This window comes from Nostocoides vanveenii, from assembly GCF_039531165.1.
Taxonomy (GTDB): Bacteria; Actinomycetota; Actinomycetes; order Actinomycetales; family Dermatophilaceae; genus Nostocoides_A; species Nostocoides_A vanveenii.
Genome location: NZ_BAAAPN010000059.1, coordinates 117,814 through 137,978 on the forward strand (window position 1 = coordinate 117,814; position 20,165 = coordinate 137,978).

Annotated in this window: 30 protein-coding genes and 1 pseudogene; 2 read left to right on the plus strand and 29 right to left on the minus strand. The window is 66.9% G+C overall.

Going from position 1 to position 20,165, the window contains the following annotated elements; translation table 11 throughout:
• Positions 1-2 precede the first annotated feature (2 nt).
• Genes ABD209_RS15335 through ABD209_RS15355 form a run of 5 tightly spaced genes read right to left on the minus strand, consistent with a single transcriptional unit; the run spans position 3 to position 5,562 of the window.
• Entirely contained in the window at positions 3-794 is a 792-nt protein-coding gene (locus tag ABD209_RS15335; RefSeq protein ID WP_344067762.1) for an HlyD family efflux transporter periplasmic adaptor subunit, read from the minus strand.
• Complete coding sequence (locus ABD209_RS15340; RefSeq protein WP_344067764.1) at positions 791-2,185, minus strand: SagB family peptide dehydrogenase; 1,395 nt, start codon at positions 2,183-2,185, stop codon at positions 791-793. Before ABD209_RS15340 ends, ABD209_RS15335 begins: the two co-directional genes overlap by 4 nt.
• A 22-nt stretch (positions 2,186-2,207) precedes the next feature.
• Positions 2,208-4,478 (minus strand): TOMM precursor leader peptide-binding protein, encoded by a 2,271-nt coding sequence (locus ABD209_RS15345; RefSeq protein ID WP_344067766.1) that lies wholly within the window; start codon positions 4,476-4,478, stop codon positions 2,208-2,210.
• 60 nt (positions 4,479-4,538) lie between these two features.
• Positions 4,539-4,724 (minus strand): hypothetical protein, encoded by a 186-nt coding sequence (locus ABD209_RS15350; protein WP_324385546.1) that lies wholly within the window; start codon positions 4,722-4,724, stop codon positions 4,539-4,541.
• Between the two features lie 34 nt (positions 4,725-4,758).
• Positions 4,759-5,562 (minus strand): methyltransferase domain-containing protein, encoded by an 804-nt coding sequence (locus tag ABD209_RS15355; RefSeq protein ID WP_344067769.1) that lies wholly within the window; start codon positions 5,560-5,562, stop codon positions 4,759-4,761.
• A gap of 385 nt (positions 5,563-5,947) precedes the next feature.
• Here ABD209_RS15355 and ABD209_RS15360 point away from each other — a divergent pair, with 385 nt between their 5' ends.
• Positions 5,948-6,373 carry a hypothetical protein gene (locus tag ABD209_RS15360; RefSeq protein ID WP_344067771.1) on the plus strand — a complete coding sequence of 142 codons (426 nt, stop codon included), beginning with the start codon at positions 5,948-5,950 and terminating at the stop codon, positions 6,371-6,373.
• A gap of 179 nt (positions 6,374-6,552) precedes the next feature.
• Here the strand turns inward: ABD209_RS15360 and map are convergent, their stop codons facing one another.
• The 24 genes and pseudogenes from map to rpsJ all read right to left on the minus strand — a co-directional run bounded on the left by map (position 6,553) and on the right by rpsJ (position 18,906).
• Entirely contained in the window at positions 6,553-7,386 is an 834-nt protein-coding gene (map, locus tag ABD209_RS15365; RefSeq protein ID WP_344067773.1) for a type I methionyl aminopeptidase, read from the minus strand.
• A gap of 2 nt (positions 7,387-7,388) precedes the next feature.
• Positions 7,389-7,961 carry an adenylate kinase gene (locus tag ABD209_RS15370; protein WP_344067806.1) on the minus strand — a complete coding sequence of 191 codons (573 nt, stop codon included), beginning with the start codon at positions 7,959-7,961 and terminating at the stop codon, positions 7,389-7,391.
• A 34-nt stretch (positions 7,962-7,995) separates the two neighbouring features.
• Entirely contained in the window at positions 7,996-9,303 is a 1,308-nt protein-coding gene (gene secY, locus ABD209_RS15375) for a preprotein translocase subunit SecY (RefSeq protein ID WP_344067775.1), read from the minus strand.
• Between the two features lie 205 nt (positions 9,304-9,508).
• Positions 9,509-9,991 carry a 50S ribosomal protein L15 gene (gene rplO / locus ABD209_RS15380; protein WP_344067808.1) on the minus strand — a complete coding sequence of 161 codons (483 nt, stop codon included), beginning with the start codon at positions 9,989-9,991 and terminating at the stop codon, positions 9,509-9,511.
• 2 nt (positions 9,992-9,993) lie between these two features.
• Positions 9,994-10,176, minus strand: coding sequence for a 50S ribosomal protein L30 (gene rpmD, locus ABD209_RS15385; RefSeq protein WP_324385541.1), 183 nt, complete (start codon positions 10,174-10,176; stop codon positions 9,994-9,996).
• On the minus strand, positions 10,176-10,817 hold the full coding sequence (gene rpsE / locus ABD209_RS15390; RefSeq protein WP_324385540.1) for a 30S ribosomal protein S5: 642 nt from the start codon (positions 10,815-10,817) through the stop codon (positions 10,176-10,178). The genes rpmD and rpsE overlap by 1 nt, the downstream gene beginning before the upstream one ends.
• Positions 10,818-10,860: 43 nt before the next feature.
• Positions 10,861-11,235 (minus strand): 50S ribosomal protein L18, encoded by a 375-nt coding sequence (gene rplR, locus ABD209_RS15395; RefSeq protein ID WP_344067778.1) that lies wholly within the window; start codon positions 11,233-11,235, stop codon positions 10,861-10,863.
• A 2-nt stretch (positions 11,236-11,237) separates the two neighbouring features.
• Positions 11,238-11,777 carry a 50S ribosomal protein L6 gene (rplF, locus tag ABD209_RS15400; protein ID WP_324385538.1) on the minus strand — a complete coding sequence of 180 codons (540 nt, stop codon included), beginning with the start codon at positions 11,775-11,777 and terminating at the stop codon, positions 11,238-11,240.
• 11 nt (positions 11,778-11,788) lie between these two features.
• Positions 11,789-12,187, minus strand: a complete 399-nt coding sequence (rpsH, locus tag ABD209_RS15405) for a 30S ribosomal protein S8 (RefSeq protein WP_324385537.1) — start codon at positions 12,185-12,187, stop codon at positions 11,789-11,791.
• A 96-nt stretch (positions 12,188-12,283) separates the two neighbouring features.
• The gene (locus ABD209_RS15410) at positions 12,284-12,469 is read right to left on the minus strand and encodes a type Z 30S ribosomal protein S14 (RefSeq protein WP_324385536.1); all 186 of its coding nucleotides are present in this window, start codon (positions 12,467-12,469) and stop codon (positions 12,284-12,286) included.
• Position 12,470: 1 nt separating this feature from the next.
• Complete coding sequence (rplE, locus tag ABD209_RS15415) at positions 12,471-13,031, minus strand: 50S ribosomal protein L5 (protein ID WP_324385535.1); 561 nt, start codon at positions 13,029-13,031, stop codon at positions 12,471-12,473.
• Positions 13,031-13,366 carry a 50S ribosomal protein L24 gene (gene rplX / locus ABD209_RS15420; protein ID WP_324385534.1) on the minus strand — a complete coding sequence of 112 codons (336 nt, stop codon included), beginning with the start codon at positions 13,364-13,366 and terminating at the stop codon, positions 13,031-13,033. Before rplX ends, rplE begins: the two co-directional genes overlap by 1 nt.
• Positions 13,367-13,368: 2 nt before the next feature.
• The gene (rplN, locus tag ABD209_RS15425) at positions 13,369-13,737 is read right to left on the minus strand and encodes a 50S ribosomal protein L14 (protein WP_324385533.1); all 369 of its coding nucleotides are present in this window, start codon (positions 13,735-13,737) and stop codon (positions 13,369-13,371) included.
• Positions 13,734-14,021 (minus strand): 30S ribosomal protein S17, encoded by a 288-nt coding sequence (gene rpsQ / locus ABD209_RS15430; protein ID WP_344067782.1) that lies wholly within the window; start codon positions 14,019-14,021, stop codon positions 13,734-13,736. Before rpsQ ends, rplN begins: the two co-directional genes overlap by 4 nt.
• Positions 14,022-14,041: 20 nt before the next feature.
• Positions 14,042-14,254 (minus strand): annotated as a pseudogene (gene rpmC / locus ABD209_RS15435) (50S ribosomal protein L29); the annotation flags it as partial.
• The gene (gene rplP, locus ABD209_RS15440) at positions 14,254-14,673 is read right to left on the minus strand and encodes a 50S ribosomal protein L16 (RefSeq protein WP_324385531.1); all 420 of its coding nucleotides are present in this window, start codon (positions 14,671-14,673) and stop codon (positions 14,254-14,256) included. The gene rplP and the pseudogene rpmC, both read right to left, overlap by 1 nt.
• A gap of 7 nt (positions 14,674-14,680) precedes the next feature.
• Positions 14,681-15,475: a 30S ribosomal protein S3 gene (gene rpsC / locus ABD209_RS15445; protein ID WP_324385530.1), complete on the minus strand. Its 795-nt coding sequence runs from the start codon at positions 15,473-15,475 to the stop codon at positions 14,681-14,683.
• On the minus strand, positions 15,475-15,861 hold the full coding sequence (gene rplV, locus ABD209_RS15450; protein ID WP_324385565.1) for a 50S ribosomal protein L22: 387 nt from the start codon (positions 15,859-15,861) through the stop codon (positions 15,475-15,477). The genes rpsC and rplV overlap by 1 nt, the downstream gene beginning before the upstream one ends.
• Before the next feature lie 14 nt (positions 15,862-15,875).
• On the minus strand, positions 15,876-16,157 hold the full coding sequence (rpsS, locus tag ABD209_RS15455; RefSeq protein WP_344067785.1) for a 30S ribosomal protein S19: 282 nt from the start codon (positions 16,155-16,157) through the stop codon (positions 15,876-15,878).
• Positions 16,158-16,172: 15 nt separating this feature from the next.
• Positions 16,173-17,009 carry a 50S ribosomal protein L2 gene (rplB, locus tag ABD209_RS15460; protein ID WP_344067788.1) on the minus strand — a complete coding sequence of 279 codons (837 nt, stop codon included), beginning with the start codon at positions 17,007-17,009 and terminating at the stop codon, positions 16,173-16,175.
• Between the two features lie 11 nt (positions 17,010-17,020).
• A complete protein-coding gene (gene rplW, locus ABD209_RS15465) occupies positions 17,021-17,320 on the minus strand; it encodes a 50S ribosomal protein L23 (protein ID WP_344067790.1) in 300 nt (99 codons plus the stop codon).
• Positions 17,317-17,925 (minus strand): 50S ribosomal protein L4, encoded by a 609-nt coding sequence (rplD, locus tag ABD209_RS15470; protein WP_344067792.1) that lies wholly within the window; start codon positions 17,923-17,925, stop codon positions 17,317-17,319. Before rplD ends, rplW begins: the two co-directional genes overlap by 4 nt.
• A 4-nt stretch (positions 17,926-17,929) precedes the next feature.
• Positions 17,930-18,586: a 50S ribosomal protein L3 gene (rplC, locus tag ABD209_RS15475; protein WP_344067794.1), complete on the minus strand. Its 657-nt coding sequence runs from the start codon at positions 18,584-18,586 to the stop codon at positions 17,930-17,932.
• An 11-nt stretch (positions 18,587-18,597) separates the two neighbouring features.
• Positions 18,598-18,906, minus strand: a complete 309-nt coding sequence (gene rpsJ / locus ABD209_RS15480) for a 30S ribosomal protein S10 (RefSeq protein ID WP_019146773.1) — start codon at positions 18,904-18,906, stop codon at positions 18,598-18,600.
• A 425-nt stretch (positions 18,907-19,331) separates the two neighbouring features.
• Between rpsJ and ABD209_RS15485 the strand changes: the two genes are divergently transcribed.
• Positions 19,332-19,904: a GNAT family N-acetyltransferase gene (locus tag ABD209_RS15485; protein ID WP_344067802.1), complete on the plus strand. Its 573-nt coding sequence runs from the start codon at positions 19,332-19,334 to the stop codon at positions 19,902-19,904.
• Positions 19,905-20,165 lie beyond the last annotated feature (261 nt).

Here is a 20,165-nt window from a genome sequence, read left to right on the forward strand (position 1 = left end):
GATCACACTCCCAACAGGATGGAGACGGGCTTGACGCCACCGAGTGAGAGTTCACCGCTGACCGGAGTCCGGGACTGCAACTGCACGGGCGGTCCCGAGACACTCGTCCACTGGTAGCCCGAGAAGGTCTGCGGGTCATCGAGCAGTCGCACCGTCACCAGGTGGGTGTTGGCTTCGAGGTGTTGGGCGGCGTCTCCCGTGACCTGGGCGACCTGCTGCGCGCTCGCTGGGAACTGGCTCACCGACACGACGACGCCCTTGAGACGGCCGAAGATCCGCGGGTTCACCCCGGGCAACTCCAGCGTCACTTCTTGCTGCGGGTGAACGAAGGGCACCATGTCCCCGCCCACGAGCAGGGTCGCGCCGAGGGCCGCGTCCGCGCTCTGCTCGATCTGGATCAGGTCGTCGCCGGGTGACACATAGGCGCCGACGCCGGCGTTCACGGCGACCACTCGGCCACTCACCGGTGCCGAGACGGCGACAATGCCACCCGAGCTACGGATGGTGCCGATGGAGTCGCCGACGGCAACAGTGTCGCCGGACCGGATCGGCAGACCGGTCAGCGAGCCCGCCACCGCCGCCTCGACCGTCGTCACTCCGCCGGGGAAGGTGATCAGGCCCGAGGCCGAGGCATAGCGGGGAATCGATCCGAGGAAGCCCCAGAGACCGATCATCACCGTGGTGATCAGGACGGTGAAGACGGCAACCCAGCCGCGCGGAGTCGCCAGCAGCAACGGGGAGTCGAGTTGGTCGGGGTGACGCTGCCGCTCCAGCGCCTTGAACCGGAACTTCATGGCCGGCCCCAAGGGTCGGCTTCGGCGGGGTCGAAGGAGCCGAGGACCATCATGCCCACCGCCCCCTCCTCAAGGGGGTCGGCGCCGGTGGCCGCCGCGAAGAGCCCGAGCGAGGTCCCGCCGATGCCGCACACACCCAGCCCGAGCGGCTCGGCATTGAGGTAGATCGTCTGGTAGACGACACCGACGTGCTTGGTCAGCAAGGAGTAGGGCATGCCCTGGTACTTCCACATCAGCCGCCCGAACCGCGCCGCGAAGATCAGGGCGAACGGCGGGGGGACCGCGCCCCGTGTGGTCATCTGGACATCGGCGTTGACCCGGGCCCGGATGACCGGGTCACTGGTGACCGGATCGAGTTGATGACGTTCCGGCGCATAGCGATACACCCCGGGTGCCAACCCCGCGATGTCGTTGGCGACCACATAGGTCTCGATCTCGTGCACGGATCCGCCGCTCGGGTAGGGACGGTCGACCACATCGAGGCCGTGGTCGTCCGGGTGCACCTGGCGCACGCGCAGAGAGCGGTAGAGCAGCGCCCCCAGCTGGTCGAGCGTCGTCGCGCCAGCCTGGAAAACACGACGGCTGCGCCGCCGCTCCATGACGTCCGCCAGCGGCGGGTCCGTATGCCGTGCGGTCGCCAAGTCCGGGACCGGCAGGTCGACCGGGCTGACCCCATCCGGCACCGGGCGGGCATACGGCAAGGGGTCGAAGTCGGCGGCAAGGTGGTAGGTGCCTCCGTAGCCGTCGGCGCCACGGGATTCGTTGTTCCGCCGGTGAAACCACAGATCGGCGGCGTGCCATTGGCGAACGCGCCGCGAACTCTGCTCCTCCTGCGTGAGCAGCAGCAGTGCGGTGCACAACATGGCGAGCACGGGCTCCGGCAACCGGGTCAGATCCCCGGTGGCCAGCGTTGCATAGAGGTCCGGACGGAGGATCACCTGCAAGTGCGAGACGCCAGACTGGACGACGACCCCGCCGGCCGAGACGGTCGCCACGGCGTGCGGGCTCAGGCCGCGGGTCACGACGTCGGCCGGCAGCGGCAATAGGGCGACCGGCTGGGCCCCCTCCGTCGTCAGCGTCGCGATCGGGTCGCCGCCGGGCTCGAAGAGCACGTGCTCAAAGACTCCGAGTTGCTGAAGTCGTTTGATGGCGCGTTGGGCGACAACCGCGGCCGCCAGCTGACCCGACGCGATCATCGCTCGGCGCACGACCTCCTCGGCAGCGGCCGGTCCGTCCACGAGGTCGAGGATTGCCCGGACCACAGCCGGGTCAGGGACCTCGACCCGCTGTTGCCAGCTGGTGCCGCGGACCATCAGCCCGCCGTCGGTGCTCTCGAGTGCGACGCTCGCTCGGATTGCGAGAACGGTTGTGACAGTGAGTGTTTCGAGCATGGGACCGGACCCCCTTTGGTTCCTAGAAGAAGACGCCGATGGGGTTGACATCCGACTCGGCAATGGCGTCGGCGCGCCATCCGAGCTGGACGGGAATGTCGTAGATCCGGCCCGGGCCCGTGCGCCGCCAGAAGTGACGCATGCCCGGGACGAACACCTTCGCGACCGCGAGGTCGATGTCCGCACGCGACTGGTTGACGACGATCGTCTCCATCCCGGCTGCGGCGAGGTCGTCGACGCAGTACTGCACGATGCCCCCCAAAGTCGCGGGAATCTCGCGCTCCATCTCCTCCAGGGTGCGCAACGCAGTGTTCGAGTCGGGGAGGATCCACGGCTCCGATGCACACGTCCGCGTCTTGCACCACTCCAAGGTCGCCGCATCATCGACCTGATAGATCGTGTTGCCTTCGGCATCCCGTCGCCGCACGAAGGGCAGGAACTGATTGAGTTCGGTCAGCGCACGGAAGAAGGCGATGTGCGGGTCGGGGTGCGCGCCAAAACCGACCATGATGTCTTCGACGTCGTGGTCGCGTCGGCTAAAGGCAGCGAAGGTCGAGACGCCCAGGTCGTTGGAGAGATCGATCACCCACAGGTTGCGGTCCATGCTCGCGTAGAAGTCGCGCATCAATCCCACATACGGGTCGCGGACCGAGTCCAGGTCGATGCCCGGGCGGGCGATCCGGTTGAACCACCACAAGGCAACCGCATCGCGCTCGTAGACTTCGCAAAGTCCTTGCAGGACAGCCTCGTCCATGGTGTTGCCAGCAGCGCCACCATTCGAGTCGGTCATCGTGAAGATGTGGTCGCTCTGGCGCAGGTCCGGATGTCCGAACCAGATCATCGCCGACGGGACCAGAACTTCTTCGCCCGTCGTCAAGGAACGCGCCGGCGTGAAGTGGACCGGACGATCCTGATCGAAGCGATGCGGGATCTTCTGCAGGCGGTTGCGCGGATCGGCGTTCCAGGTCTCACGAATCGCGTACTGGTGATCGGAGAACCGCAGGTAGTCGGCCGGGTGCAGGGCGCGCTGGTCGAGGGCGTTCCACGTGGAGAGGATCTCGGGGACGTCCGGGCTCCACACGCCCGAGTAGCGCTCCAGCGCCTCGCAGATCCCCGAGACCTTGGCCTGGATCTCGGTGCGACCCTTGCCACCGGACTGGCCGCGCATGTTGTTGCGCAGCAGGTCCATATTGTCGCCCATCATCCCGAAGTTGTGCCCCGCAGCGAAGGAGTAGGTGATGCCCTCCTCATCGACGTCCAGCGGCGTCAAGCGCGAGACCGCGCCGAGGATGTGGCTGATGTGGTGCTCGAGCCGGTCGTAGGTCTCTTTGGGCGTGCAGACCCGGTAGCCGCCGTCCTCAAGGTGTTGTGCGGGCGCGTCGGTGAGCTGGACCTCGCTGGTCCGCCGCAGGCTGCTGGCATCCTCCACGGAGAACTGTGGCTGGTTGACCAGGGTGTGGCTACGCGTCTCATACGTCTTGACATCGAGCGAGCGCATCGCGCCCGCGAGCTCACCGGGCAAACCCGCTGCGAGAGCAATGATTTCGTTGGCGACGATGCCGACTGCGATGCCCACGGCACCCGGTGCGAGGCCCGCTGGCTGGACCGCCGGATAGGACGCACCCGACTTGCCGGCCAAATAGCGTTCCACTTGCCGGTTGGCCGCAATGCGGTCCTCGACCGACTCCCAGCACCCGGTCTCCCCCGCGATGAAGCGGGGGCCGACCCACACTTCACGGCCGGCCGGCTTGACGAGAATCCACTGCACACCCTCGGACTTGAAGTGCTTGTTGATCTCGCGCAGCGGCGCCTGGAGGTAGTCCCTGACGGCGACCACGACCACGTCCGCCGCAGCGGCATCGAAGACCGTGGCCGCCGGCCGGACCGCGACCTGTCGATAGCTCGCGAGGGCGGCACCGAGCGCATCGGCCATGGCGAACTCGGTCAGGTCCATGACGGCCACGTCGTATGCCTGCGTCCGACCGTGGAAGGCGTCGGCACGCTTACCGAAGCTCTCGACATAGGCCCGCGCCGGCCCGGCATCCGCCGCAACCGGCAGCACGTGGCCGGCCTTTTGCAGTTTGGCCAGCTCCAGAAGGATCCGATCCGGCGACATGCTGGGCGCGAGCGCCGACATGATGTCGGACATCGAGCGTCGGCCGTCGATCAGCTTGGCAACCCGGGCCGTGTCGGGATTCTCGACGATGCTGGCCTGCTCGTCATTGAGCAGGAAGAGCAGCTTGTCATCGACAACTTCCACCCGCAGGCTCTCGCGGAAACGTAGCGCGCTCACACCTTTTCCTTTGTCTTGTGTCGTCAGGTCGTTGTGGGGTAAGGGTTTTCGTGCGAGCCGTCAGTAGGCGGGGCGGCGCATGAGCAACCAGCCGCTGACGAAGCCGACCATGCCCACCGCGCCGAACAAGACCGCCTTGGTGGAGTCGGCGGGCGTGCTCTGGAGGTTGGCGACGGCCAGGACGATGCCGACAACGCCCCAGATGAAGCAGAAGATGGCGAGGAAGGTCTTCAGGTTGGGGTTCATTTGCAAGGCTCCTTTGGTGACAGGGTCGGACGGATCAGGGAGACACCGCATGCACGGTGTGGACATTGATCGAGATGAAGGCATCGGGGTCCCGCAGGAAGTTCTCCCAGGACCAGCCGACGACGGCGAGTTGTTCGATGGTCAGTGCCCCGGATGAGACCAGGGGGACATAACGGTCCGGACCCATGTGGACGGCGAAGGCGCTGATCGGGTGATCGTCGGTGGTGACCGCCGAGGTGACGGGATCGACCTGCGTGAAGCCGGCCTCGACCAACTCGGCCGGGATCTTTTTCACGACATAGCGATCTCCGCCGTCGGCGGCCTGGAGCGTACGCAATTCGCTGAAGATGGCGACGAGGCCACGGACGACTTTGCCACTGCTGGTGCCGGCATCGCTGTCGTCCACGTCGACGACGTGCAGCCGCCCACCGGGAACGAGGACGCGCCGAATCTCGGCGAAGACCTCGGCGCGCACGCGCGGGGTTAAGTGCTGCGCGACGAAGCGCATGACGACATCGTCGACACTGTTGTCCGCCAATGGGATTCGTCCGTCGACGATGGGCAGGACGGGCGGTTCGACGCTCGCGAGCAACTCGTGGTCGACATCGCTGCCGTAGACAACGGAGTCGGGCAGAGCCGCGCGCAATCGTCGGGTGACCGCGCCATTGCCACTGCCCAGGTCGAGCACGATGCCGCCGTGACGCAAGCCGTGGGCAAACATCGCCTCGAACTCGCGCGGACAGCTCAGAGCGGCTTGGCGCTCGAGGCGGTCGTATTCGACACCGCGCGCGTAGCCGGTGCCGACGATGTAACTGCCGGAGATGGATGCGGTGGTCATGCAGCAACACAACCCGCGAACGACGACCGGCCTCAACCCCTGTGCGCCTCTTTACGCACCGCGGCCCGCGCTCCTGCGCACCCCTCGGCTGTGCCTACGCAGCGCTCGGCACTGACCGGTCGCCGAATTTACCTACCCCGGCAGTCCAGCCAGGTGATCGCCCGCCAGGCGATCCCATCGGGACCCGCAGATCTCGTTCGTCGTGACGCGTAGGTCCCTCACCGAGCCGGGGCCGTGGCGGGCACACTGAGTCGAGTCAATCGTAAAATTTTGCCGAATTTCCGCGTTCTGGTGGCGCGCCTAAGTGGAAGGGAGGACGCTTCACATTGCGCTCATCGAAGATATCGGCCTACTGCCGGATCGAGGGGCGTCAGAGAGGAAAATCATGAAGGTCCTACGCTCCCTCACCACGGCAGTTGCGGCCGGCGGGCTCGTGCTCGGCGCAAGCACCGCCGCTAGCGCCGCACCCGCGGGCGCCAGCACCGGCGCGGCGCCCGTTACCTGCACGATCAAGGCCGGAGCGCCTTATCTCAGCGGCGGGTTGATCAAAGGCGACGGCCGGATCGACTGCACGTCGGCTGTGGCGGCCCTGCAGATGAAGGTCACCGTCCAGAAGAAGATGGGCACCCGTTGGGTCAATGTCGGCACCCCCGCCCAGGGCACCCGGTACGACGTCATCGCCGTCTGGGGCACGGCATACGTCGGCTTCAGCCACGGCGTCTACCGCACCAAGTCCACCGGCAAGGTGCTCTTCTATGGATCGTCCGTGTGGCGCCCGATCAGTGCGGTGAGCGGTCCCCGCTCGGCCTGATCCGGAACGACATCTCGAACGCCGGCGATACGCCGGGCGCGCGGTTTGCCGCCCGGCGTGTCCTCGGTCGTGTTACGAAACCACGGACGCACGGGGTCCCCGCGAAGTATTGGAGCTGGGTCCCACGCTCTGCGTGGGCCGAAGGAGCGAAAACTTCGGGGGTGTCCTAGCGCGTGGCCTCAGGACAACGGGGCGTATGCCGTGCCCAACCGGCCGGCTCCACCGTCGATGGCAGTGAGCACCCAGATGCCGCCCGCATGGCAGGCCACAGTGTGCTCCCAATGGCTCGCTCGCGAGCGGTCCAGCGTGACGACGGTCCACTGGTCGGCCAACACCTCGTTGGCCTGGTCCCCCAATGTCACCATCGGCTCGATGGCCACCGTGCAGGCCGACTTGATGGTCGGGCCGCGTCCGGCGACGGCATAGTTGGGCACATTCGGCGACATGTGCATCTCGCGGCCGATGCCGTGACCGACGTAGTCCTCGAGGATGCCGTAGGCGCGACCGTCGCGTTTTCCGGTCTCCAGGATCGAGCGTTCGACGGCTGCGCCGACCGCAAATAGATCGCGCCCGACTTTCAGCGCCGCGATCCCGGCCCAGAGCGATGCCTCGGTCGCGTCCATCAACGCCAGGTCCGCGGGCGCGCCGGCCGCCCGCCCGCCGACGATCAGCGAAATCGCCGCGTCCCCGTGCCAGCCGTCCACGATGGCGCCGCAGTCCACGGAGAGCAGATCGCCGTCGCGCAGTACCCGCTCCCCCGGGATCCCGTGGACGATCTCCTCGTTCACCGACGTGCACAACGTATGCCGATACCCCGGGACCTCGGCGAAGGACGGCCGCCCACCGTGGTCGCGAATGAAACGCTCGGCCAGCGCGTCGAGATCACCGGTCGTCATGCCGCCGCGAACTGAGGCGCCGAGCATCTCCAGGCACTGCCCGACGAGCAGCCCAGCAGGACGCATCGCTCGCACCTGATCCAGGCTCTTGGTCTCCAGTCGCTCCCGGCCGAACATCGTCAGTGCTGCTTGACGTCCAGCGCGGCGAAGATCCGGTCGCTGACCTCGTCGACCTCGCCCAGACCGTCGACCTGCACCAGCAAGCCCCGGTCGGCGTAGAGCGCCGCAAGCGGCGCGGTCTGGGCGTGGTAGATCGCCATCCGCTCGCGGATCACCTCTTCGGTGTCGTCGGCGCGGCCCTCGATCTCCGCCCGCCGAAGCAGCCGGCCCACAACCTCGTCCTCGTCCACGGTCAACTCCAGGACCGCGTCGAGTTCGCCGTCGTGCTCGGCCAGCACGGTGTCGAGCGCGACCACCTGATCGGAGGTGCGCGGATAACCGTCCAGGAGGAACCCGGGCACGCAGTCCGCCTCGGCGAGGCGGACTGCGACGATCGCATTGGTGATGTCGTCGCTGACATACCCGCCCGCGGCGAGGATCGACTTCACCTGCAGACCCAGCGGGGTCTCGTTCTTGATGTTGGCGCGGAAGATATCGCCGGTCGAGATCGCCGGGATCCCGTAGTGCTCGGCGATCCGGCTCGCCTGGGTCCCCTTGCCCGCACCGGGGGGGCCGAAGATGATCAAACGCATCATTGGGTGGTCACTCTTTCCGACTGGGGGCGGGTCAGCGCAGGAAGCCCTCGTAGCGGCGCTGATGCAACTGCGCCTCGATCTGCTTGACGGTCTCGAGACCGACGCCGACGATGATGATGATCGAGGTGCCACCGAACGGGAAGTTCTGGTTGGCGCCGATGGCGGCCACCGCGATCAACGGGATCAACGACACGGCCGCCAGGTAGATGGCGCCGACGACGGTGATCCGCGTCAGGACGTACTGGAGATACTCGGCCGTGGGTCGCCCGGCGCGGATACCTGGGATGAAGCCGCCATACCTTTTCATGTTGTCGGCGACCTCCTCCGGGTTGAAGGTAATCGAGACGTAGAAGAAGGTGAAGAAGAGGATCAAAAGTGTGTAGATCGCCATATAGATCGGGTGGTCGCCGCGCACCAGATGTCCGTCGATCCACTCCACCCAGCCGGCGCTGCGGCCGGTCGGGTTGCGGTTGAACTGGGCCACCATCATCGGCAGCGCGAGCAGTGAGCTGGCGAAGATGACCGGGATGACGTTGGCCATATTGACCTTGATCGGGATATAGGTCGAAGTTCCGCCGTACATCTGCCGGCCGACCATCCGCTTGGCGTACTGCACCGGGATCCGCCGCGTGCTCTGCTCGACGAAGACGACCAGGGCGATGATCACGAAGCCCATGGCGACGATCGCCAGGAAGGTGAACCAGCCCTTCTGCTGCTTGATCAGCCACAGCGCACCGGGGAAGGTCGAGGCGATCGAGGTGAAGATCAACAAGGACATGCCGTTGCCGATGCCCTTGTCGGTCATCAACTCACCGAGCCACATGATCAGACCGGTGCCGGCCGTCATCGTCAGCACCATCAAGGCGATGGTGAACAGCGAATCATCGACCATGATGTTGGTGCAGCCCTGCCACAAGGTGCCCGGGTTCTGCGCGAACGTCACCAGGGTGGCGCTTTGCAGGATGGCCAGCCCGATCGTCAGATAGCGCGTGTACTGCGTCATCTTGGCCTGGCCGGTCTGGCCCTCCTTCTTGAGGGTCTCGAACCGCGGGATGACGACGGTGAGCAGCTGAACGATGATGCTCGCGGTGATATACGGCATGATGCCGAGCGCGAAGACCGACAGCTGCAGCAGCGCCCCACCGCTGAAGAGATTGGCCAGGCCGAGGAAGCCGGAGTTGGTGGGCGAGTTCTTGATGCACTGCTGCACCAGGGAGTAGCTGACCCCCGGCGTCGGGACGTGGGCGCCGAGCCGGTAGATCGCGATTATCGCGAGGGTGAACAGCAGCTTCTTGCGCAGGTCAGGCGTCTTGAACGCGCGACCGAAGGCCGTTAGCAATGTCGTGGTCCCCTTCTGGTGCGGCCCGGTGTGGCCGCGTCTGTGGTCGATCCGGTGGGCGGGGCGCCCGATGAAAGATACCCCGGGCGGGCACGCGGACCGAACCCTGGCTGGTGGCTCAACGCCGTATGCCGTGAGGTGAGTTCCCGGGGGAGCTCGCCTCACGGCATACGTGCGTCATGCGTCGTGCGGCCACTGTGGCCGGTCAGGCCGAGGCGACCGATCCGCCGGCGGCCTCGATCTTGTCCTTGGCGCTCGCCGAGAACGCGTCGGCGGTCACGTGGACCGCGACGGTGATCTCGCCGGTGCCGAGCACCTTGACGAGTTCGCCGGAGCGCACCGCGCCCTTGGCGACCAGGTCCTCGACCGTCACCGCGCCACCCGAGGGGTAGAGCGCCGAGATCTTGTCGAGGTTGACGACCTGGTAGGTCGTGCGGAAGGGATTCTTGAAGCCGCGCAGCTTCGGCAGCCGCATGTGGATGGGCGTGGACCCACCCTCGAAGGCCGGCGAAACCTGGTAGCGGGCCTTGGTGCCCTTGGTGCCACGGCCGGCGGTCTTGCCCTTGGAGCCCTCACCGCGACCCACGCGGGTCTTGGCGGTCTTGGCTCCGGGAGCCGGACGCAGGTGGTGGACCTTCAGCGCGTGCGTCGGCGCCGCGCCGGCACTCTTCTTGGCGTTGTCCGCCATACTCACTCGACCTCCTCGACGGCCACCAGGTGGCGGACCGTCCGGACCATACCCCGGATCTCGGGGCGGTCCTCCTTGACGACGACATCGCCGATGCGCTTGAGGCCCAGGGTGCGCAGGGTCTCCCGCGCGCTGTGCTTCTCGCCGACGATGCCCTTGAGCTGGGTCACTTTAAGGCGTGCCATCAGACACCGGCCCCAGCGGCCTGGGCACGCAGCATGGCGGCCGGGGCGACCTCGTCCAGGGGCAGGCCGCGGCGGGCCGCGACCTCCTCGGGACGCTCGAGGCCCTTGAGGGCCGCGACCGTCGCGTGGACGATGTTGATGGAGTTGTCCGAGCCGAGGCTCTTGGAGAGCACGTCGTGGATGCCGGCGCACTCGAGCACGGCGCGCACCGGGCCACCGGCGATGACACCGGTACCGGGAGCGGCCGGGCGCAGCATGACGACGCCGGCGGCGGCCTCACCCTGGACGGGATGCGGGATGGTGCCCTGGATCCGCGGGACCTTGAAAAAGGCCTTCTTGGCCTCTTCGACGCCCTTGGCGATCGCGGCGGGGACCTCACGGGCCTTGCCGTAGCCGACGCCGACAGTGCCGTCACCGTCGCCGACGACGACGAGGGCGGTGAAGCTGAAGCGACGCCCACCCTTGACGACCTTGGCAACGCGGTTGATGGTCACCACGCGCTCGAGATACTGGCTCTTCTCGGGGGCTTCGCGGCGGTTGTCGCGGCCACCGTCACGGCTGCCGCGACGCTCGCCGCGTTCGTTGGTCCGGTCGCCGCCGCGGTCGGCGCCGCCGGTGCCTCGACGCTGGGGTCCGGGCATCAGATGTTCCTCATCTCGAGAGTTGCGGTCTGCTGCAGCGAGGTCACAGTTCGAGACCTCCCTCGCGGGCGCCATCGGCGATGGCGGCGACGCGACCGTGGTACTTGTTGCCACCGCGGTCGAAGACGACCGCCTCGACGCCGGCCGCCTTGGCCCGCTCGGCGAGCAGTTTGCCGACCGATCTGGCCTTGGCGCTCTTGTCGCCCTCGAAGCTGCGCAGGTTGGCTTCCATGGTGGAGGCGCTGGCCAGCGTCTTGCCGACGGTGTCGTCGACGACCTGGACGAAGACGTGGCGGGCGCTGCGCGTGACGACCAGGCGCGGACGCGCGCTGGTGCCACTGACGTGCTTGCGGACGCGGTCGTGGCGACGGCCACGGGCGTCGGCCTTGCTCTTGCCGCGCTTGATGATCATTGCCATGACTACTTCTTTCCAGCCTTTCCGACCTTGCGGCGGATCTGCTCGCCGGCGTAACGAACGCCCTTGCCCTTGTACGGGTCGGGCTTGCGCAGCTTGCGGATGTTGGCGGCAGTCTCGCCGACCAACTGCTTGTCGATCCCCTGCACCGAGAACCGGGTCTGGTTCTCGACGGCGAAGGTGATGCCGGCCGGCGGCTCGACGGTGATCGAGTGGCTGTACCCGAGTGAGAACTCGAGGTTGGAACCGCGCGCCATGACGCGGTAACCGGTGCCGTAGATCTCCATCTTCTTCTCATAGCCGTCGGTGACCCCGAGGACCATGTTGTTGATGAGGGTGCGGGTCAGGCCGTGCAGCGAGCGCGAGAGGCGCTCGTCGTCGGGCCGGGAGACCTCGACGCCGCTCTCGCCCTGCGCGATCGTGATCGGCTCGGCGACGACGTGGGACAGCTCGCCCTTGGGGCCCTTGACGGTGACGGTCTGACCGTCGATCGCGACGGTGACCCCAGCGGGGACCGTGACCGGGAGACGTCCGATTCGAGACATCCGAATGCTCCTTACCAGATGTAGGCGAGGACTTCCCCACCCACACCCTTGCTGGCCGCCTGCTTGTCAGTGAGCAGGCCGGACGACGTGGAAATGATCGCGATCCCGAGACCACCCAAAACCTTGGGCAGGTTGGTCGACTTCGCGTAAACCCGCAGGCCAGGCTTGCTGACGCGGCGGATGCCGGCGATCGAGCGCTCCCGGTTGGGGCCGTACTTGAGGTTGATCGTCAAGGTCTTGCCGACCTCGGCGTCCTCGACCTTCCAGGAGGCGATATAGCCCTCCGCCTGAAGGATCTCGGCAATGTGCGACTTGAGGTTCGAGAACGGCATGGAGACCTCGTCGTGGTGCGCCGAGTTGGCGTTCCGGACGCGGGTCAACATGTCCGCAATCGGGTCAGTCATGGTCATGGGCGAGCGTGCCCTCTCTCACCGCGGTTTCCTTTCGGACCTTCGGTGTGGATGTGGATGATTTCGGTATGCGGTGTGGTCACGCGGGTGCGTGACTCACCAGGAGGACTTGGTGACGCCCGGGAGCTCGCCGCGGTGGGCCATCTCGCGCAGGCAGATCCGGCACAGGCCAAACTTGCGGTAGACCGAGTGCGGACGCCCGCAGCGCTGGCAGCGGGTGTAGCCACGGACCTTGAACTTCGGAGCCTTGGCGGCCTTGTTCTTCAGGGCGGTCTTGGCCATGTCAGTTCTCCTTGAAGGGGAAGCCGAGCGCCTTGAGCAGCGCGCGTCCCTCGTCGTCGTTCGTCGCGGTCGTCACGACCGTGATGTCCATGCCGCGGACGCGGTCGATGCGGTCCTGGTCGATCTCGTGGAACATCGACTGCTCGGTCAGGCCGAAGGTGTAGTTGCCGCGGCCGTCGAACTGCTTGGGCGAGAGCCCACGGAAGTCGCGGATACGCGGCAGCGCCACGGTGACCAGGCGGTCGAGGAACTCCCACATGCGGTCGCCGCGCAGCGTCGCGTGGGCGCCGATCGGCATACCTTCGCGGAGCTTGAACTGGGCGATCGACTTGCGTGCCTTGGTGACCTGCGGCTTCTGGCCGGTGATCGCGGCGAGATCGCGGATCGCGCCCTCGATCAGCTTGCTGTCCTTGGCGGCATCGCCGACACCCATGTTGACGACGACCTTGACGACGCCCGGGACCTGCATGACGTTGTCATACGCGAACTGCTCGGTCAGCGCCGAGCGGACCTCGTCGGCATAGCGCGTCTTCAAGCGCGGCTTGGTTGCGGTGTCACTCATCAAATGTCCTTCCCGGAGCGGGCGGCGACGCGCACGCGGGTGGTCTTGGTGCGACCGTCGCGCTCCACCTGCTCGACGCGGGTGCGGACCCGGGTCGGCTTCTTGTCAGCGGGGTCGATGATCGCCACATTGGAGACGTGGATCGGGGACTCCTGGACCACGAGGCCGCCGGTGCCACGGGGACCCGGCTTGACGTGGCGGGTGATCTGGCCGACGCCCTCGACCGTGACCCGCTCGGTCTCGGTGTTGACGGCGATGACCTTGCCCTGCTTGCCTTTGTCCTTGCCCGTGAGGACCTGGACGGTGTCGCCCTTCTTGATCTTCATCTTGGCCATGGTCAGAGCACCTCCGGTGCCAGCGAGATGATCTTCATGAAGCGCTTCTCGCGCAGCTCGCGGCCGACCGGGCCGAAGATGCGCGTGCCGCGCGGGTCGCCATCGTTCTTGAGGATGACGGCCGCGTTCTCGTCGAAGCGGATGTAGCTGCCGTCGGGACGACGACGCTCCTTGGTGGTGCGAACGATGACGGCCTTGACGACGTCACCCTTCTTGACATTGCCGCCGGGGATCGCGTCCTTGACGGCGGCGACGATGACGTCGCCGATGCCGGCATACCGGCGGCCGGAGCCACCGAGCACCCGGATGCAGAGGATCTCCTTGGCGCCGGTGTTGTCGGCGACCTTGAGGCGTGACTCCTGCTGGATCACTTAGCCTTCTCCAAAATCTCCACGACGCGCCAGCGCTTGGTGGCACTGAGCGGACGGGTCTCCATGATCAGGACGCGGTCACCGATGCCGGCGGCGTTCTGCTCGTCGTGCGCCTTGACCTTGTGGCTCTTGCGCATGACCTTGCCGTAGAGGGCGTGCTTGACGCGGTCCTCGACCTCGACGACGACGGTCTTGTCCATCTTGTCGCTGACGACATAGCCCTGACGGGTCTTGCGGTCATTGCGCTCCACGCTGGCCTTCTCTTCCACAGTGTTCTCGCTCATGCTCAGGCCTCCGTGCCGCCGATGCCGAGCTCGCGCTCACGCATTTCGGTGTAGATCCGGGCGATGTCCTTGCGGACCGCGCGCAGGCGGCCGTGACTCTCCAGTTGGCCGGTGGCCGACTGGAACCGGAGGTTGAACAACTCCTCCTTGGCCTTGCGCAGCTCTTCGACGAGACGGTCCTCATCGAGGCCACGCAGTTCCTTGGACGTCAGGTCCTTGCTCCCGACTGCCATCAGATGTCACCACCTTCACGCTGGACGAAGCGGCACTTCATCGGCAGCTTGTGCATGGCGAGGCGCATGGCCTCGCGCGCTGTCTCCTCGGGCACTCCGGAGAGTTCGAACATGATGCGGCCGGGCTTGATGTTGGCCACCCACCACTCGGGGGACCCCTTACCGGAACCCATCCGGGTCTCGGCCGGCTTCTTGGTCAGCGGACGGTCCGGGTAGATGTTGATCCACACCTTGCCGCCACGCTTGATGTAGCGGGTCATGGCGATACGTGCGGACTCGATCTGCCGGTTGGTGACGTAGGCCGGCTCGAGAGCCTGGATGCCGTACTCACCGAAAGCGAGGACGTTGCCGCCCTTGGACATACCGGAGCGCCCGGGGTGGTGCTGCTTGCGGTGCTTGACGCGACGCGGGATCAGCATCGGATCATCACACTCCCTCGGTAACGGCCTCGGCGGCGGGTGCGCTCGCCTCGGTGGTGTCGGTGGTGCTGTCGCGACGGGCCCGAGCGGGGCGGTCGTCGCGGTCACGACGGGGGCCGCGCGGCGGGCGCGGGGCGCCGACCTGGGCGGCGGCGAATTCCTTCTCCGTCATGTCGCCCTTGTAGATCCACACCTTCACACCGATCCGGCCGAAGGTGGTCTTGGCCTCGAAGAAGCCGTAATCGATGTTCGCGCGCAGGGTGTGCAGGGGCACACGGCCTTCGCGGTAGAACTCCGAGCGGGACATCTCGGCGCCGCCGAGTCGGCCGGAGCACTGGATCCGGATGCCCTTGGCGCCGGCGCGGAGGGCCGACTGCATGCCCTTGCGCATCGCGCGACGGAAGGTCACACGGGCCGAGAGCTGCTCGGCAATGCCCTGGGCGACCAGCTGCGCATCGATCTCGGGGTTCTTGACCTCCAGGATGTTCAGCTGCACCTGCTTGCCGGTCAGCTTCTCCAACTCACCGCGGATACGGTCGGCCTCGGCGCCGCGGCGGCCGATGACGATGCCCGGGCGAGCGGTGTGGATGTCGACGCGGACGCGGTCACGGGTGCGCTCGATCTCAACGCGGGAGATGCCGGCGCGCTCCATGCCCTTGGCCATGAGGCGACGGATCGCCACGTCTTCCTTGACATAGTCGCGGTAGCGCTGACCCTCCTTGGTGGAGTCGGCGAACCAGCGGCTCTTGTGATCGGTGGTGATGCCCAGACGGAAGCCGTGCGGGTTGACTTTCTGACCCATTAGCGGGCTCCTGCCTTTCCGGCCGTCTGCGAGGTGGTGGTCTTGGGGGCCACGAAGACGGTGATGTGGCTCGTGCGCTTGTTGATGCGACCGGCGCGGCCCTGGGCACGCGGGCGGAATCGCTTCATCGTCGGGCCCTCGTCGACAAACGCGGCGCTGACGATCAGGTCGCGCTCATCGAAGGCCACCGAGGCGGCATCGGCCTTGACACGGGCGTTGGCGATGGCGCTCTGCAGCACCTTCAGCACCGTCTCGCTGGCGCCCTGCGGGGCAAAGCGCAGCGTAGCGACGGCAGCGTCCGCCTGCTTGCCGCGAATCAGGTCCACGACGCGGCGGGCCTTCTGCGGGGTGACCCGCGCGTGGCGGGCGACCGCCTTGGACTCCATGGTGTTCTCCGTGCTCATCGACGACGGCCCTTCTTGTCGTCCTTGATGTGACCCTTGAAGGTGCGGGTCGGGGCGAACTCGCCGAGCTTGTGGCCGACCATCGACTCGGTCACGAAGACCGGGATGTGGGTCTTGCCGTTGTGCACGGCGAAGGTGTGACCCAGGAAGTCCGGCGCGATGACCGACCGGCGTGACCAGGTCTTGATGACGTTCTTGGAACCCTTGGCATTGGCGTCGTCCACCTTCTTCTGGAGGTGGCCGTCGATGAAGGGGCCCTTCTTCAAACTGCGTGGCATCTCGAAAGGCTCCTATCAGCGCTTCTTGCCGGAACGACGGCGGCGGACGATCATCTTTTCGCTCGCCTTGCCTGGACGACGGGTGCGGCCTTCCGGCTGACCCCACGGGCTGACCGGGTTGCGGCCACCGGAGGTCTTGCCCTCACCACCACCGTGCGGGTGGTCGACCGGGTTCATCGCGACACCACGGACGGTCGGGCGCTTGCCCTTCCAGCGCATGCGGCCGGCCTTGCCCCAGTTGATGTTCGACTGCTCGGCGTTGCCGACCTCACCGATGGTGGCGCGGCAGCGGAGGTCGACATTGCGGATTTCACCGGACGGCATACGCAGCTGGGCGTAGGGGCCGTCCTTGGCGACGAGCTGCACGCGCATCCCCGCGGAGCGGGCGATCTTGGCGCCGCCACCGGGCTTGAGCTCCACCGCGTGAACGATGGTGCCGGTGGGGATATTGCGCAGCGGCAGGCTGTTGCCCGGCTTGATGTCGGCGGTCGCACCGTTCTCGACGGTCGCGCCCTGCTCGAGCCCGCGCGGCGCGAGGATGTAGCGCTTCTCGCCGTCGGCGTAGTGCAGCAGGGCGATGCGCGCGGTGCGGTTGGGGTCGTACTCGATGTGCGCGACCTTCGCCGGGATGCCGTCCTTGTCGTGACGACGGAAGTCGATGACGCGGTAGGCACGCTTGTGACCGCCACCGATGTGACGGGTGGTGATGCGGCCGCTGGCGTTGCGGCCACCGGACTTGGTCAGCGGCGCGACGAGCGACTTCTCCGGCGTGGTGCGGGTGATCTCGACGAAGTCGGCCACGCTGCTGCCACGACGACCGGGGGTGGTCGGCTTGTACTTACGGATTCCCATCAGTTATCTCCTCAGGCGCCCGCACCGAAGATGTCGATCGAGCCCTCGCGGAGGGTGACGATCGCACGCTTGGTGTCCTTGCGCTTGCCGATGCCGAAGCGGGTCCGGCGGGCCTTGCCCTGGCGGTTCATCGTGTGGACCGAGTCGACCTTGACGTCGAAGATGCGCTCGATCGCGATCTTGATCTCGGTCTTGTTGGCGCGGGGGTCGACGATGAAGGTGTACTTGCCCTCCTCGAGGAGGCTGTACGACTTCTCCGAGACCACCGGCGCGATCAGGATGTCGCGGGGGTCCTTCTGCACGGTGCTCACTTGGACTCCTCCTTGGCGGCGACGAAGGTGTCGAACGCGGCCTGGGTGAAGACGACGTCGTCGGCGCACAGCACGTCATAGGTGTTGAGCTGGTCGACGGCGAGGACGTGGACGTGGTCGAGGTTGCGCACCGACTTCAGCGAGACGATGTCGCTGCGGTCGAGCACGACCAGGAGGTTCTTGCGCTCGGTCAGGCCGGCGAGCAGCGACGACGCGTCCTTGGTCGAGGGGTTCTCACCCGTGACCAGGGAGGCGACGACGTGGATGCGGCCGTGGCGAGCCCGGTCGGACAGGGCGCCACGCAGGGCGGCAGCCTTCATCTTCTTGGGGGTCCGCTGGCTGTAGTCGCGCGGCTGCGGACCGTGGACGGTGCCACCGCCGGCGAACTGCGGGGCGCGGGTCGAACCCTGGCGGGCGCGGCCGGTGCCCTTCTGGCGGTAGGGCTTCTTGCCACCGCCACGGACATCGCCGCGGGTCTTGGTGGCGTGCGTACCCTGGCGGGCCGCGGCCAGCTGGGCCACGACAACCTGGTGGATGAGCGGCACGTTGGTCTGCACGTCGAAGATCTCGGCGGGCAGGGTGACGTCGACGATCTTGGCGGTCATGGCGTCAGGCTCCCTTCGCGGCAGAGCGGACGAGGACGAGTCCACCGCGGGGGCCGGGGACGGCACCCTTGATGAGCAGCAAGCCCTTCTCGGCGTCCACGGCGTGGATCGTGAGGTTCTGGGTGGTCTGGCGCTCGCCACCCATCCGGCCCGCCATCCGCATGCCCTTGAAGACGCGGCCGGGCGTGGAGCACCCACCGATCGAGCCGGGCTTGCGGTGGTTGCGGTGCGCACCGTGCGAAGCGCTGACGCCCTTGAAGCCGTGTCGCTTCATGACACCGGCGAAGCCCTTGCCCTTGGTGGTGCCGGAGACGTCGACGCTCTGGCCGGCCTCGAAGACCGAGGCGGTGACCTCGGAGCCGAGGGTGTAGTCGGCGGCGTCGGACGTCCGCAACTCGACGAGGTGGCGACGCGGGGTGACCCCGGCCTTCTCGAAGTGCCCGGTCATCGGCTTGTTGACCTTGCGGGGGTTGATCGCGCCATAGGCGATCTGGACGGCGTCGTAGCCGTCGGTCTCGGCGTTGCGGACCTGCGTGACGACGCAGGGGCCGGCCTGGACGACCGTGACCGGGATGAGCCGGCTGTCGGCGTCCCAGACTTGGGTCATCCCGAGCTTCTCGCCGAGCACGCCCTTGACGGCGCGCGCATTTGCGTGAGTCATGTCGGCGGTCCTTACAGCTTGATCTCGATGTTGACGTCCGCCGGCAGGTCGAGACGCATCAGCGAGTCGACGGCTTTCGGCGTCGGGTCGATGATGTCGATGAGGCGCTTGTGGGTGCGCATCTCGAAGTGCTCACGGGAGTCTTTGTACTTGTGGGGGCTCCGGATGACCACGAAGACGTTCTTCTCCGTGGGCAGGGGCACCGGGCCGACAACGGTTGCACCCGCGCGGGTCACCGTGTCGACGATCTTGCGCGCCGAGCTGTCGATGACCTCGTGGTCATACGACTTCAGCCGGATGCGGATCTTCTGTCCCGCCATCGTGTGGTCGTCTCTCTCTCGCCGTCCAACTAACAAATCCAGGGCCTGCTCCAACCTCCGACCCCCGCGGTCGGGCGTGTCGCCCTCGCTCCGCTATCCGGCGACGCGCCGAAGCGGTCGTCGAGAGAATCGGTGGTCCGGCCGGAGCCGGCGGCTTGCACTCACCGGTGTGTCGCCCCGATCGTCATGATCGGTTCGATTCGTTCGCACCGGCGGGCGGCATGACTCCCTTGATCAAGGCGTCGCCGCGTCAAGCAACCGGTCTATCTTGCCATGCTGCCGTCCGCCTGGACAAATCGGGGTCGAGAAGGCGTCCAAAAGGCGACAGCGAGCGACGGGGACGAAACGAGCGGATCGACGCCATGTGCAGGCGTCTGCCCCAGAGGAAGGATCGTGCCCACGGGCTCATCCCTACGATATTGCCCGTGACCGCGCAACGTCCCCCGAAGGGCCGGCCGCATTTGCACACGGCGAGATTGCGGCTGGAGCCGATGAGTTGGGACCACCTCGACGACCTCGTGGAGCTGGACGCGGACGCCGAAGTCATGCGATTTCTGGGTCCGGCTCGCAGACGCGATGAGGTCGTCGGGCGGATGACCGAGCGTCTCTCCCCCAGCGACGACGCCCTCGGCCTGGGCTTCTGGGTCGGCTTCGAGCGTGAGCGGTTCTGCGGGTGGTGGGCGCTGGCGATGGTCCGGCCCGCGACGGCCGAGCTGGGCTATCGACTCGCCCGCCACGCCTGGGGACGCGGGCTCGCCACCGAGGGCTCGATCGCCCTCATCGATCACGGCTTCGCCACCGCAGGCGTGGAACTCATCGTCGCCGAAACGATGGTGGTCAACCGCGGTAGTCGTGCGGTGATGGCGAAGCTGGGCATGCGGCATACGCACACCGAGATGCGGGAGTGGAGCGACCCGCTCCCCGGCGCCGAGCAGGGCGAGTGGCTCACAGCGATCTCCCGGGCCGAGTGGGAAGCCGCTGCGTCCCGCCGCGCGTAGTCCGGCGAATACAGTTCGGTTTCCGTCGGCCCGGCAGGCCCGGTCCCGATGCGGATCGCCGCCACCAGGGGATCCCGAGGTGCCTTGCGTACCCTTAGGGACGCGGCATACGCCCACGGGGCCGCCGCCGAGATCGACATCGCCAACTGAAGCTCAAGTGTCGACGGACACGAGAAACTGCCCGGAGACGGCCATGAAGCTGCCCGCCGGCGGTCATGAGTTCTGCCCGCTGACGGTCATGGGATCTGCCCGACACGACGT